Origin of the sequence: Phycisphaera sp., assembly GCA_025916675.1 — a bacterium.
Lineage (GTDB): Bacteria > Planctomycetota > Phycisphaerae > Phycisphaerales > UBA1924 > JAHCJI01.
On sequence record CP098402.1, the window covers coordinates 624,684 to 638,274 of the forward strand.

Annotated in this window: 9 protein-coding genes, 1 tRNA gene and 1 pseudogene; 4 read left to right on the forward strand and 7 right to left on the reverse strand. The window is 64.3% G+C overall.

The window, feature by feature from the left end; translation table 11 throughout:
* Positions 1 to 6: 6 nt before the first annotated feature.
* Both NCW75_02780 and NCW75_02785 read right to left on the reverse strand, forming a co-directional pair.
* Positions 7 to 684, reverse strand: a complete 678-nt coding sequence (locus NCW75_02780) for a BON domain-containing protein (GenBank protein UYV13219.1) — start codon at positions 682 to 684, stop codon at positions 7 to 9.
* A 317-nt stretch (positions 685 to 1,001) separates the two neighbouring features.
* A complete protein-coding gene (locus tag NCW75_02785; protein ID UYV13220.1) occupies positions 1,002 to 2,414 on the reverse strand; it encodes a DUF4070 domain-containing protein in 1,413 nt (470 codons plus the stop codon).
* Positions 2,415 to 3,318: 904 nt separating this feature from the next.
* On the opposite strand from NCW75_02785, the gene NCW75_02790 reads away from it, so the two are divergent.
* Positions 3,319 to 3,391, forward strand: a tRNA-Ala gene (locus NCW75_02790).
* 25 nt (positions 3,392 to 3,416) lie between these two features.
* On the opposite strand, the gene NCW75_02795 is transcribed toward NCW75_02790, so the two are convergent.
* Entirely contained in the window at positions 3,417 to 5,762 is a 2,346-nt protein-coding gene (locus NCW75_02795; GenBank protein ID UYV13221.1) for a hypothetical protein, read from the reverse strand.
* Positions 5,763 to 5,905: 143 nt separating this feature from the next.
* Positions 5,906 to 6,502 (reverse strand): class I SAM-dependent methyltransferase, encoded by a 597-nt coding sequence (locus NCW75_02800; GenBank protein UYV13222.1) that lies wholly within the window; start codon positions 6,500 to 6,502, stop codon positions 5,906 to 5,908.
* Positions 6,503 to 6,826: 324 nt separating this feature from the next.
* Between NCW75_02800 and NCW75_02805 the strand changes: the two genes are divergently transcribed.
* The gene (locus tag NCW75_02805) at positions 6,827 to 7,324 is read left to right on the forward strand and encodes a hypothetical protein (protein ID UYV13223.1); all 498 of its coding nucleotides are present in this window, start codon (positions 6,827 to 6,829) and stop codon (positions 7,322 to 7,324) included.
* Between the two features lie 73 nt (positions 7,325 to 7,397).
* Positions 7,398 to 7,973, forward strand: a complete 576-nt coding sequence (locus NCW75_02810) for a uracil-DNA glycosylase family protein (GenBank protein ID UYV13224.1) — start codon at positions 7,398 to 7,400, stop codon at positions 7,971 to 7,973.
* Here the strand turns inward: NCW75_02810 and NCW75_02815 are convergent.
* From NCW75_02815 to tadA, 3 genes and pseudogenes are all read right to left on the reverse strand, one after another.
* The gene (locus tag NCW75_02815; GenBank protein ID UYV14217.1) at positions 7,954 to 8,982 is read right to left on the reverse strand and encodes a tail fiber domain-containing protein; all 1,029 of its coding nucleotides are present in this window, start codon (positions 8,980 to 8,982) and stop codon (positions 7,954 to 7,956) included. The two genes, NCW75_02810 and NCW75_02815, sit on opposite strands and share 20 nt — an antisense overlap.
* Positions 8,983 to 9,060: 78 nt before the next feature.
* Positions 9,061 to 9,189 (reverse strand): annotated as a pseudogene (locus NCW75_02820) (collagen-like protein).
* Between the two features lie 1,768 nt (positions 9,190 to 10,957).
* The gene (gene tadA, locus NCW75_02825; GenBank protein ID UYV13225.1) at positions 10,958 to 12,670 is read right to left on the reverse strand and encodes a Flp pilus assembly complex ATPase component TadA; all 1,713 of its coding nucleotides are present in this window, start codon (positions 12,668 to 12,670) and stop codon (positions 10,958 to 10,960) included.
* A 165-nt stretch (positions 12,671 to 12,835) separates the two neighbouring features.
* Here tadA and NCW75_02830 point away from each other — a divergent pair, with 165 nt between their 5' ends.
* Positions 12,836 to 13,588 (forward strand): 6-phosphogluconolactonase, encoded by a 753-nt coding sequence (locus tag NCW75_02830; GenBank protein UYV13226.1) that lies wholly within the window; start codon positions 12,836 to 12,838, stop codon positions 13,586 to 13,588.
* Positions 13,589 to 13,591: the final 3 nt, after the last annotated feature.

Sequence of the window (13,591 nt, forward strand, 5' to 3'; positions counted from 1 at the left end):
ACGCGATCAGCTGCATGGATCAACCGTTGTACGATTGTCGATGCGTCGCACACCACTCGCAAAACCTGCGGCACCTTCGATAGCGCGCCGTTCACCCCAAGAACGGACGGTACCGGTCAGGAGTACCACGCCGTCGTTCACCTTTACACTGACGCGCTTGGCCTCTCGCTCTGCCTGCCGCTCTAGGGCTTCCTCGATTTTATGCTTAATCGTCGTGGCATCTCCTACCTTGGGTTCTACCGTAATCTGATTGATCACGCCCTTGATGCCCGCCAGCCTGTGGATGGCACCCTCGGCGTCCTGCCGCTGTGCCCAACTGTCGACTTTCCCCCGCAGAGCGACTACGCCGTCAGTGATCGTCGAAGTGATCCGCTGTTCGGGGACTAGCACGTCCAACTGGAGCGCGTGGCGTACGGCCTTTGCAACGTCTTGGTCCGACCGTTTCCAGAAAGCTGGAGACTTGACTTCCAACTCACTGACCACGTCGAGCACAGCGTGTACACGATGGGCGGCCTGGATAGCTGCCAGCTTCTTCGTGTACGCGGGCACATGCCCGGCCAGGGTCACCACTCCGTCTTTCACCTGGACGCCCACCTCGGTCTCGTCGACACGCGAATCCCACTCCAACTCGTTGAGCACGTCGGTCTTGATCTGTGCGTCGGTCCTCATCGTTGCCAGGGCCATTGAACTACCTCCTGTCGCATGACCGCCAAATCCTGTGTGATGCGCTCTTCTCACTCACGGCACCCATAACAATGGCGTAGATCATGCCGATGTTCAATGGGGAAATATCCTCGATCCGATCGCGTAGGCCTGTTGTCATACCGGCCTCTTGGTCACTTGACCGAACGGCGGAGTGCACAGCAAACCAGCCTTGCTTGGCAGCGAGGGTGAAGCAGGACCGAACCCTCCAAGTCATAGTGCTAGTTGTGTAAAGTAGAATGCACCTTCGTCTTACCAAGACCAGTGCCGGGCTTGGTAGTCAGTGCCCTCGAACCGATCTAGATTCGAGCTGCCACCGCCCTGAAGTGAATGCCCCGAATCGCAAGTTCCATTGTGTGGGGGAACGCGCGGCGATGGGCTAGAATCGTGTACCCCAATAGCCTCCAGAATGCCCAACGCCCGGATTGGCGAACACCAAGGATCCAAGTCCCTCGCAGGAAGGCGAGAAGATCCTCCCGTTGGAGCGTGCCTGCCGTGCTCTGTGGCCGATATTGTTGCAGGAATGTCTGGATTCGCCGGTAATAGGTTCGTGGTTGGTACAGATCAGTGACCAATCGGCGATAGCCCTCGGTCAGGTTGTCGCGATCGAGGCATGGCGTAAAGTTCAAGACCGCGTCTAGGTTGTTGCCAGTGCTCTGGCGGATCATTCGGCCCTCGGCGGTTAGACGCGTGAACAAGCGTGTACCAGGTAGCGCGGTTAGCATGCCAACCATAGCCGTGACGACCCCAGCTTCTTGGATGAACGTGCGCTGCTGCTCAAAGATATTCTCGGTATCGCTGTCGAACCCGACAATGAAGCCGCCCATAACCTCGATGCCCGAGTGCTGGATTGTTCGAACTGCACTGATCAAGTCTCGTTTGGTGTTTTGGACCTTATTGCACTCGGTGAGGCTTGCTTCCTGGGGGGATTCGATGCCAACAAACACGTATTTGAATCCGGCACGGACCATTAGGCCCAACAACTCGGAATCATCGACAAGGTTCATCGAAGCCTCGGTGGTAAAAGTCATCGAGACGCGCTGCTCGGATCGCCACTGGATCATCGCACGCAGCAAAGCCTTGGCTCTCTTTTTGTTTCCGATGAAGTTGTCATCAACGATGAACACCGAGCCCCGCCACCCGGTCGCGAGCACCGCCTCAAGTTCTTGGATCATCTGCCCGGGCGATTTGACCCGGGGCACGCGGCCGTAGACTGCGGTGATGTCGCAGAATTCGCAATCGAAGGGACACCCACGTGAGAACTGCACGCTGAGCGTTGCATAGTCATGTACATTGATCAGATCCCATCGAGGCAATGGCGTCTTCGAGATATCAGGCCGCTCCGGAGCTTCGTATCGAGCCTGGAGCGAACCTTCGGCAAGATCCGCAACCAAGGAAGCGATGATGTCCTCGGCCTCGCCAATGACGCAACTGGCGACTTCTGGGAAACGCTCCGATCCGGTTGTGAAGAGCGGCCCGCCGGCAACGACCGGGACGCCCATTGCGTTGGCCCGGTCAATCACTTCCCGGGCCGAAGGCTCCTGCACGATCATCGCAGAAAGAAAAACCGCGTCCGCCCAAGCGAGGTCGGCGTCGGAGAGTGGTGACACATTGAGATCGATCAGGCGCAGATGCCAGTCGCGGGGCAGCATTGCTGCGACAGTCAACAGGCCGAGCGGTGGGAACGCCGCCTTCTTGCCGAGCAGGGGCATGATGTGGCTAAAGCTCCAGAACGTGTCTGGAGTCTGAGGCGATAGCAGCAGTATATTCACGGCTTCCTCCGATTGGGGACATCACTATTTGGGATCAAGATCAGAGGTGATCGTGATAAAAGCCCTCGGCGTTAGTCAGGAACTGAAGCGACGCGTACCAAGTACATTGTCTCACGGCTGTGAGATATGGAGGAACAGGGAATTGTCCCTCATTTTAATGGCGGCTGCAAAATGTTGAAGTTGTGTGGATATTCCTATCATCAATCCTGTGCCAGTACAGTGTGCGACAACAGGGGCCATTGTGCATTGACCCTTAGGTGATCTGGAACCTCGGCATGATGGCGCACGCATACGGTTGTTTATTCGAAGAGAGCGACTTGTTCAGTGATGCGGCTCGACCCGCTTCCAAGCCTCAACCGCAGTGAGTATCTCGATGCCCTGGACCGACCCGATAGCCAGCACATCGCGTTTGGTTCCTGAGACCGGCAGATCAGCTTTCCCGGGGCGTCGGGATCTGCTATCCAAACTCTGAAGTAGATCAGAGGCGACGGCAATGAGGGACCCCTTCGTTGCTGTGGCCTTGGCAGATGATGTAGTCCGCGGGGTTCCCCTGCTAGCGTGCTCTGTAGCTGATGGGGTTTGGCGTTGAGGTGTGATACCGCCCACTGGTGGTAGAGGATCTGTGCCTCAGCTTCGCTCGCCATGCCAAATCACTGTTTCCGAGGCATGCCCGCGTTTGGGTCGCGAAAAGAAATATGCCAGCTAGTGCCACGATTTTCGGTTAACGAAAGGCGTGGCAGTCGTTAGGAGCTTTTGGCCATGGCTGATCCCTGGGCATAGAGTCAATACCGATCGGTCGAGCCATTGTGGTGATAGGTTGGCTGCAATTAGCGCGAACCGTTCTGGGGCGGTAACTCAATTGGTAGAGTGCCAGCTTTGCAAGCTGGAAGTTGGGCGTTCGAGTCGCCTCCGCTCCATTGCCCTCATCCGATCCCACGCCGGCTACAGGCACCCGGTCGCGAACGCATCCTGGAATGCGAGGAAATCGAAGAACGTCAGCGTGCCGTCGCCGTCAAAGTCGGCGGCCGGGTCACTGTTGGCAAACAGGTTCTGGAACACCAGGAAATCGAACACCGTCAGCGAGCCATCGCCGTCAAGGTCGGCCAGGCAGCGGATCGGCACCGCCAGGGCGATGTCGTCGATGAAGCATCGCCCGGTCGGCGACTGATCGCATACGAACGAGATCGATTCGAGCCTGCCAAGATCGAGCGATGGGTTGGCATCCACGAACGCGCCGAGCGGGAAGCGGTAGGTCTCCAGCACCGACTTGCGGTCGACCGTGGCGGCCGGCGGGGCCGAAGGCCGCAGCGACCCCTGCACGGCATCGGAAAGCCGCCGACGGGCGGTGTTGCCGTCGGTGTCGGTGATGCGAATCGTCAGGTTCTTGGCCTGGCCGGTGGGGTTTAGCGGATCATTGTGGACCTGGAGGATCCGAAAGGTCAGGTCGCTCCAGCCGCGGGCGTCGAATCCCACGCCACCCGGTTCGGTGAGCGCGTGCGTGAACTCCGCACCGAGCCGGGCCCACGCGAACTCGAGCCCCCACGTCGGGTGATAGAGCCCGCGTACGGCGTCGAGCATGAACGCCTCCTCGAACGTGACCATCCCGCTGGATGTCACCTCGAATCCCAGCGTGCTCGTGGTCTCGTTGTGGATCTCACCCATGACGGTGAGCTCGTTCTCGGCGTACACGACCGACCCATTGGCTGGTTCGAGCCCATACGTCCAGATGCCCCAGCCGGGGTTCCGCATGCCGAGCGTGCCTTCGAATAGCATGCTGGTCGACCGCAGCATCGACCAATTGGTCGTGCCATCGAACGGCGCGCCGGCGCACGCCAGGGTGGCGTTGGCCGTGGACGAATCGACACGGAAGTCGGCGATGATCGCCTTGCCCCCGCCGCAGACATAATCGGCGAGCTCCTGGTCGTACGGGTGGGTCGCCGACCGACTGCCGTTCTGCTGCGCCGAGATCACCAGGTCCCACGGCCCCGCTCGCAACTGGCTCTCGAAGTGCGTGGCGCTCGCCGTGCTGACCAGCGTGTCGAACAGCCCCGCGGCCTGCTCGCGGGCGACCGCCTCGATGTACGCGTCGGCCGCGAGCGCGTCATCCTCGTAGAACAGCACGTCGTACGGCCCGCCCCCCAGGGGCAAGAGGTCCTGGATCTGGTTGCGCACCAGTTGCACGCCCGACTCAACAACGACGAACGTGTCACCGAGGAACCCGTTGACGTAGGTTTGCCCGGGGATGCCCGCGATGGCAACACCCTGGTCGATCGTCGTGCTGTTCGAGTCCTCGAAGTTGTCGATCGCGAAGTCGTCGGGCTCCTGGAACTGGTACCGCACCTCGGGCCCGCCGACGACGAGCGGCTGCTCGTTGCGGAGATACGGCAACGCGCTCTCGTCGCCGCACAGCATGTACGAGTGGAACGCTGCCAGCGCCGCCCCGGACGCCCGCCAGGCGTCCAGGCGTGAGATCGTCGCGTGCGACACCGAGCCGCCCTCGCAGAACGACCAATGGCTGGCACCAAGCACGTACGCGTAGTGCCTGGGCTTGCTGGCCGGCTCGTACATCGCGATGCCCTGGCCCGTGCCCGTGCAGCCGCACTCGTCCTTGGAGCCATAGATAAGTTGCAGCGGCGGCATGTTCTCGTAGGCGTCGAGATACTCCGATATGGGCACGCCCTGCGCGATCGGGCACGGTGCGATCAGGAACACGGTGTCGATGTCGTACCGGCCGGTCGGGTTCATCGGGCGATGGTCGAGCATCGCCCCGAAGGCCGCACCATGCGAGTGCCCGCCAAGCCCGATGCGTTGCACGTCGGCGCGCTGGTACAGCCAGTGGCCGGGGTCGGTGTTCCATTCCTGGAACATCTGGTCCATCGTGACGTTGTACAACTCGCGATGGCACGCCCCCGAGCACCCCGTGTGGTCGTGGCGGATCGACACCACGATCATCCCCCGGCTGGCAAGACGCGAGAACTGATAGTCGTAAAACGTGTAATCCGACCCGCCCGCGTGCTGGAAGAAGATGACCGGGTACGGCCCGCCCTCCGTCGCGGCCGGCGTGCCTTCGCCCTGCGCGGTCGCCGGATACCAGATCTGGAGCTGCTGTGGAAACGGCGAGCCCAGCACGGTCTTGGTCTCGCTGTGTAACCGAACGCCCCATTCGTGCTGGCCGAACTCGAGCCATGGCTCAGCCTGGGCGTTGGCGCGCTGGCCCAAACCCAGCACCATCGCGAACGCCGCTACAAAGAACCACGCCACACACCACCCACGTCCGATACCGCGCATCGCAGCCCCCTCACGAGTCGAGCCAGTTGACCCAAAGGCAGTATACAGCACACGCTCGGATTTCGTGACCATTCCCGGCCCGATCCCGCCCGAATGCTCCAATGGGCCCAGAAAACGACTAAGCCGTGGAAGATGGGTAAGAACTAGGCCTTGGTCCACCACATCAGCACGTCCTCCGTCGATCGTCGAGCCAGATACTCATCGGGCTCGAACACCTCCGCCCACCAGACCGGCGGTTGGATCGTGCGGTGCAGATTCTCGCCGTTGTGATCCACAGATGCGGACTCGCGGCAACTTGCCGAGCAGAACAGCAGGCCGCCAGGCACCAGCACGCGGCAAAGCTCGTCTCGCAGGACACGGATGTCCGGCTCGTCGAGGTGCTCAAGCACGTCGAAGCATGTCACGAGATCGAACGAACCATCGGAGTGTGGAATCTCACCCGGCCTCATGACCTCCACGCGCCCGGCGGGCGTGATCTTTCTCGCGCGGTCCACACCCTCCTCGCTCACGTCAACCCCGTGGGCTTCGAAGCCAAACGTCGGTGAGCCGAGCAGAAAGACCACGAAGCCCGCGCCGCACCCCACGTCGAGCGAACGCCCCCGGAGGCCGCGCAGGCGATCGGCGTGCATCAGGCACGCCTGATACCCCGGCGAGCCCTGGGCGCTGTGGTAGCCCCGGTTTTCGGCGATGACGGCGTCGTATATAGCGCGATAGTCGGCTTGGGCGGTGGTGGCGGGCATGGGCGGTTCCTGTCGGGTGCTCGTCTTGGCTATCGGCACGTTGGCGGGCCGGCAAGAAAATTGTCACGATGCGGGAACAGCGATTCCGCACCGAGGGTTCACCAGCCCACGATGAGCCTCTCCCTCACCATCGAGCACTCGCCGCGATGCGACCGCCGGGATGCCTCCCAGGCAGAGCTGAACGGCACGGGCCTCTCGCTCTTCTAACGATCTCCGAGGCCCCCGCGCACACGGTGCGCGCCCATCTCTCATCTTCCGAGTTTGTACTTGAACCATGATTGCGGTGGCGGCTGTTGTATGGGCCGCGCCGCGAGGAGATCGCACATGAATCGCATGTTCTCTGTCGCTTCGATCGTTCTGGCCGCTGGCGCCGGTGCCGCTGGCATCAGCATCGCCGGGCAGCCCTCCGAGAGCCAGGAAGCCAACAAGCCCGAGGCCGTGACCGCCTACACCATCCGCCTGGGCGTGAGCGGCTACAGCCCGGTGTCGTACCTGGCACGCCACCGCGCCGAGCCCGGCTCACCCCTGCACCGAGCCGAGCACCAGGGCGTGACCTACTTCTTCACCGACACCAAGCAGGTCAAGGCGTTTAAGGCCGATCCCGATCGCTACCTGCCGGCCTACGGCGGCTACTGCGCCTTCGGCTGCTCGGTCGACTCGAAGTTCGTGCCCGACCCGACCAGCTTCGAGGTCATCGACGGGCGCACCCATCTGTTCCTGAAGAACGACGAGGTCGACGCACGCCAGCTCTGGCAGGACGCCGATGAGCGAGAGGCCCGCTCGAAGGCCGACGCGTTCTGGGAGAACGCAACAAGCAAGTAAGCCCTCCCCCGTTGCTCCCCACCCGCGTGAGAGCGCGGGCGGGGCTTTGGCTCGTACACTCGTGGGGGTTGCCATGAGGCTCAAGGTTCTCTTAGACGACATCCGGAGCTGCACGATCTGCGCCGAGCACCTGCCCCTCGGGCCTCGACCGTTACTGCAAGCAGCGCCAAGCTCGCGCGTGCTGGTCATCGGCCAGGCCCCCGGCTCGGTCGCGCACGCCAGCGGCGTCCCCTGGGACGACCGCAGCGGCCAGCGATTGCGCGAGTGGCTCGGCGTCGACGACCAGACCTTCTATGACCCCAAACGCATCGCCCTGGCACCGATGGGCTTCTGCTATCCGGGCTCGGGCAACGGCGGGGATCTGCCGCCAAGACCAGAATGCGCCCAAGCATGGCACGAGCCGCTGCTGGCCTCGCTCAAGAGGGTCGACCTGACCATCCTCATCGGCCGCTACGCCTTCGAGCACAAGATCGGGGACCGCTACGGCACCCTGACCGAAGCCGTTGGCGGGTGGGCGGAGCTCTTGCCCGAGATGATCGTGCTGCCGCACCCCTCGCCACGCAACAACCGATGGCTGGCCAAGCACGCGTGGTTCGAGCGTGACGTGCTCCCGGCGTTGCGCGAGCGGATCAAGGACCTGGTGCGATGACCTCCACTGCCCGCGGTCGGGCGGGTCGGTCCTTCGATTCGACCTGCGCCCGCAGGGAAACGACCTCTGCCTCCAGCGCCGTCACACGCTCGTAGAGCGCCTGGATCGCCGCCAGCGACACACCCGAGAGGTCCGTTGCCGCCACGTGCCGCTCGTCGGGCCCGACGCCGAAGGCGTGATAGAAGTCCTGGGCCACCGGGCCGATGTGGCGCGAGCCGGTCTCGTCGTCCTTGTACATCCAGGTCGTCACGGACAAATCGGCGACCTTCTCGAGCAAATCCTGCTTGTCGAACTCCTCGAAGTCGGTCTTCTTGTCGCGATCGCTCACGCTGATCCAGAGACCAAGCGCGGTCAGATATCCGCCACTCGAGGTGGCCAGAAGGGAGCCGAGCGGGAACGAAACCGCGCTGTCGTCGCCCAGCCAGATGCCGCCTTCGGCCCGAACAATAAACTGGTTGTCCTGTGTGGTCGAAAGATCGGCGGCTTGTGAGTCGCCCCATACGAACGACCCGGTGTGCAACGCCTTCGCACGCACGCCAGCCGCGAGCGAGTATGGAGCCGAAACCGTGTTCAGCACACCACCGGGGATGCTCGCACCGACGGCCGTCGACAGGATCGTGTTCAATTGCCCCCCGCCGATGCTGCTGTACGCCGCCGCGGCGACGTTCGAGTCTCCGCCCGCGATGACCGCACCAACGGTGGTGGTGGGGTCGCCATCGTTCGTGCCCAGGATGTTATTGAGCCCGCCACCGATGACGCCGTAGTCGTCGTAGACCACGTTGGCCGCGAGCGACGCACCGCCACCACCGATCGAAACGCCAGCGGCGGCGTCGAGAATGGCGTTGTCAACGTGCCCGATGATGATCGAGGGGCACACGGCGTCTTCGATGAGTGACAGGGCGCTCGTGCCGCTGAGCCGCACGTCCAGGCCCACGCCACTCGTGTTGTCGAGAACCCCGTCGAGCACGATCGAGCCCGAGACTTCCAGTGCTTCGGCGGGCGAGGCCACGTTGATCCCGACCTGGCCGGTGATGGTTGTCTTGGTCGTGGTCTGCGTCCAAGGCGAAGAGCCGGCCGGTCCTTGTGGTCCGGTCGGCCCCGCTGGTCCTTGGGGCCCGGTGGGACCCGCCGGCCCTTGCGGCCCCGTGGCGCCGTCTAATCCATCCGCGCCCGCGGGTCCGGTCGGCCCGGCGGGCCCTTGCGGCCCGGTTGCTCCGTCGGCTCCAGCCGCACCCGCCGGTCCTGCCGGTCCTTGCGGCCCGGTCGCGCCGTCAATTCCATCCGCGCCCGCTGGCCCCATCGGACCAATCGGCCCCTGCGGTCCGGTGGCACCATCGGCCCCATCCGCGCCGGCTGGTCCGGTCGGTCCTTGCGGCCCGGTCGCTCCGTCGGCCCCATCCGCGCCCGCCGATCCCATCGGTCCAACTGGCCCTTGTGGTCCCGTCGCTCCATCCGCTCCGTCCGCACCTGCTGGTCCTGTCGGGCCCTGTGGTCCCGTGGCTCCGTCTACACCATCGACTCCGGTTGGTCCCATTGGGCCGATCGGTCCCTGCGGTCCGGTCGCTCCATCGGCACCAACCGCGCCGGCTGGCCCCATGGGTCCTGTTGGCCCTTGCGGCCCAATTGCTCCGTCTGCCCCCGCCGGTCCGGTCTCGCCGTCAGTGCCAGCTGCACCCTGTGGTCCGATTGGCCCTGCTGGCCCAGCCGGACCCATCAGCCCCTCTGGCCCCGTCTCCCCGATGGCGCCGGTTTCTCCGGTCGGACCCTGAAGGCCGCGCAATCCGGCGAAACCGCGTGGCCCTTGGGGTCCGTCGCGCCCGGCTTCGCCCTGCGGGCCGGGGGGCCCTTGTTCGCCGCGCGGTCCGGGCTCGCCGGGCCGTCCGTTCAGTCCCGAGAGGCCGCGAGATCCTTGCGCGCCCTGCGCCCCCCGCGCGCCCCGTTCGCCAGGCCGGCCGGCTGGTCCCGCGCTGCCTGTGGCTCCGGCAGCACCCTGTTCACCCCGTTCGCCCCGATCTCCCCGTTCTCCCTGATCGCCCCGGGTGCCCGGGGCGCCGCGGACCCCCTCGGCCCGTGCGATCGCGATCAGCTCCTGCCGACTGGTTTTGGTCGATTGCGCGTCGGTTTCTTCTTCCTCGTCCGCATCATCGTTCTCATCGCCCTTGCCAACTGGATTCACGATGTTCACGGTCACCGATGGCACCGACGTTCCACCCGACGCGCTCGCTGGAGATGCGGACGCAGACTCCTGCATCGTGGGCATGGGGCGACCGCTGTCATTCGATCCACTGCTGCGCGTCTGCCGATCAGCGGGTACGGCGGCGGGCGTCACCCCGCCCGCTCGAGCCGCGATCCCAGACGCGGACAACGGCGCGGTTGGCAAACCGGGAACTTGGCGGTCTTGTTGGCGAGTTCGCCCCGAGGGCCCGGGCTGGAGCGCGAGCGCAGCGGCTTCGAGGCTCAACCAATCTTCCATCGGATCGGGTTGCGGCAGACTCAGCGATGCCTCGAAATCACGAGCTTCACCCCTTCGCGCGTTCGGCGTGGCCAACAGGCTGGGCTGTAGCGAGTCGCTCGGTTCGATCTGATGGGACCATCCATCATCTGGCAGGGCAAGTTCTCTGTTCGGCTCTTCGGCCTCGATTGTCGGTATGGGCCCGCTAGCCGGTTCGGCCTGGGACTGCCTTGGCACGCCCCGAGTGACGGCCATGGTGACCGCACCGCCAGCAAGACCGACGAATATCGCCTGGCCCGCTGTCATTCCCGCGGCATTCGCGCCCGCTGACGCTAATTGTGTTGAAGCTCGCCACATAACGCATCCATTCCCTTTCAACGATTCGACCTGAAAGGGATCGACGCAAATCGCCACAAAATACAAACCCAAGTTGTGTTTTGGCTAGCGAATTCTGCGGCCAAGGCGTTTGGAACTGGGCGATCGGGACAACCGACTCAGATTGCAGAATGAGCCCCCCCCTCATTCGAGGGGGTCATTCTCCACCAGCCACCTGGTTCACTTCTTCGAGGCTGGTAATCCCTTGTGCCGCAAGGCGTAGTCCGAAGGTGCGCAGTGTCGTAAACAAGTCCGCCTCGATGACCTTCTTTATGGCCTGGATGCTTGGTTCTTTGAGCACGATGTCGCGCAGCGCGTCGTTGAATTCGAGCAACTCGAAGATCGCCCGGCGGCCTATGAAGCCCGTTCTCAGGCATTGCGCGCAACCGGTTGGGGTATACACGTGGTTGGCCTTATTGGATGCGCCAGAGTGCTTGCTCAGGGTTGCCCCAAGCTTGCTCGCCTCCCCCGGGCTCAGGGGAACCTCGCGCCGGCAACTGGTGCATAACACGCGCACGAGCCGTTGCGCGAGGATCAGGTCCAACGCGTTGGCCACCAGGTAGGGCTCGACACCAAGGTCCAGCAAGCGGAACACCGCGGCAACCGTGTCCTTGGCGTGGACGGTCGAGAACACCAGGTGCCCGGTCATGGCCGCCTGCATCGCGGTGCGCGCCGTCTCGTCGTCGCGGACCTCGCCCACCAGGATCACGTCGGGATCCTGGCGCAGCACGCTCCGCAGGAGTCCACTAAAACCAAGCCCCTGGCGATCGTCCACAGGGATCTGGGTGACGCCCGAGAGCTTGTACTCCACGGGGTCTTCGATCGTGATGACGTTCTTGCGTTCGCGGTCGATCTCGCGCACGCAGTTGTGCAGCGTCGTGGTCTTGCCGCTGCCCGTCGGGCCGCACACCAGCAGCATGCCCGCGTCCTTGGTCAGCACTTTTCGGATGCGCGGGACCATGTACGGCGCCAGCCCGAGGTCGCTTACCGACTGCGGCACGCCCCGCCCGTCGAGCACACGCATCACCAGCTTCTGCCCGCCCACGGCCGGTGTGAAGCTGATGCGATACTCCACCCGCCGTTCGTCGCCGTCGACCACGAACAACGCCGACATCGTCCCGTCATGGATGGCCTGCTTCCCGGCGACTTCCATCTCGCACGCCGTCTTGATCAGGTTGCAGGCCAGGGTTCCCACGCTGCCGGGCATCTCGGCGAGCGGAACCATCTGTCCATCGACGCGCAAGCGGGCCTGGTACGTCTCGCCCCGCGGCTCGACGTGGATGTCCGTCGCCCGGCTCTTGTCCGCGCTGGCCAGCAGCAGACGGACGGCCACCGGCCCGGGGCTCTCGCCATCGAGCGCACCGGTGCGCTCGCCCGAAGCGTTCAAAATGGTCACGTCGTCGACCAGCTTGCCCGCGGGCGGCAGGTTCTCGATGGTCCGGCGGATCTCCCTGGCCCAGGTCGCTTTGGCGGCCGAGGTTCCCGATTCCTTCTTCTTGCGGCTGGTGCGCGTGGCGGTCATGGTGGCCGAGTCGCCCGAGTCGGAACCGCCCCCGTCGGCATCCATGGCCACCAACTCGACGAGAAACTCGTGACCGCCCACGCGAACAACATCACCCTCGTCGAGGTACGTCTGCTGGACCTTCACCTCGTTGACACGCGTGCCGTTTCGAGATTCCAGGTCGACAGCCAGGTACCGGCCGGTGGCATCGGGGCGGATGGCGCAGTGGTGGCGGCTGGCCTTCTCATCGGAAAGCCGCACCGTGTTGGCGGGGTGGCGGCCGATGGTGACCTCGCGGCCGTCCAGTGTGTGGGTCTTGCCCTGCCAGCCATGCGGCCGAAGGACCAATCGTGATGTGTCCGATGCCATGATTCTGCGATGCTCCTCGTGCCCAGGGCGGTCGGTGTCGTGCGGCCGCGCGGGCACCCTCCCCGAGTGCCGGGTGTCGTACCAGTCTACAGCCCCGAGGTTGCGGGCGTGACTTGGGAGCCGGCCAGTCTGGCTTTATGGGTCCGGGCAGGCGACAATGCCGCCGTGGACCTCCCGCCCATCGAACTCGAAGCCGAGCCCCAGCCCCCGCCACTGCGCGATACGGTGGCCTTCGGGCCCACTCGCGAGGACGCCTTGGCCGCTCTGGCGCAAGACATGACCCTCCAGGCGAACGCCTGCATCCGAGAGTTCGGCAGCTTCCATCTGGCGGTTTCGGGCGGGCCCAAACTGAAAACACTCGAACGGCTCTGCCGGGAGCTGATGACCGACCCGGCATACCGAATGCTGCCCTGGCGCGACACCCACGTCTGGACCGTCGACGAGGCCCCCGTGGCCCACGACCAACCGGCCAGCGTGTACGGGTTGCTGCGAGACATGATCATCGGCCACTCGGGCATCCCGCGCGAGCACGTCCACGGCATCTCGGCCTTTCGCCCGGCCGCCGACGACGAATACGAGAGAACGCTCCAGAGCACGCTGGGGGCTCGGCCCAGCGGCCACGACCGGCTGGATATGGCCGTACTCGCGCTGGACTCCACAGGTGTCGCTGGCAGGCTCGATCCAGAGCACGCCGCCGAGAGCGAACGGCTGGTGGTCCGCCTGCCCGACAACGCCGTGACGCTCACCCACCGGATGCTCTCGGGTAGCCGATTCATGGGCGTGCTGGCGGTCGGCAAGGCGGTGCGGCCCGCGCTGCAAAGGGTGGCCGCGGGCGAGCTGGCGCCCGTGCCCGAACTGATCGGTGGCCATACCCGGTGGTACATCGACCACGATGCCAGTCCGAAAGAGGATTGGTGACCT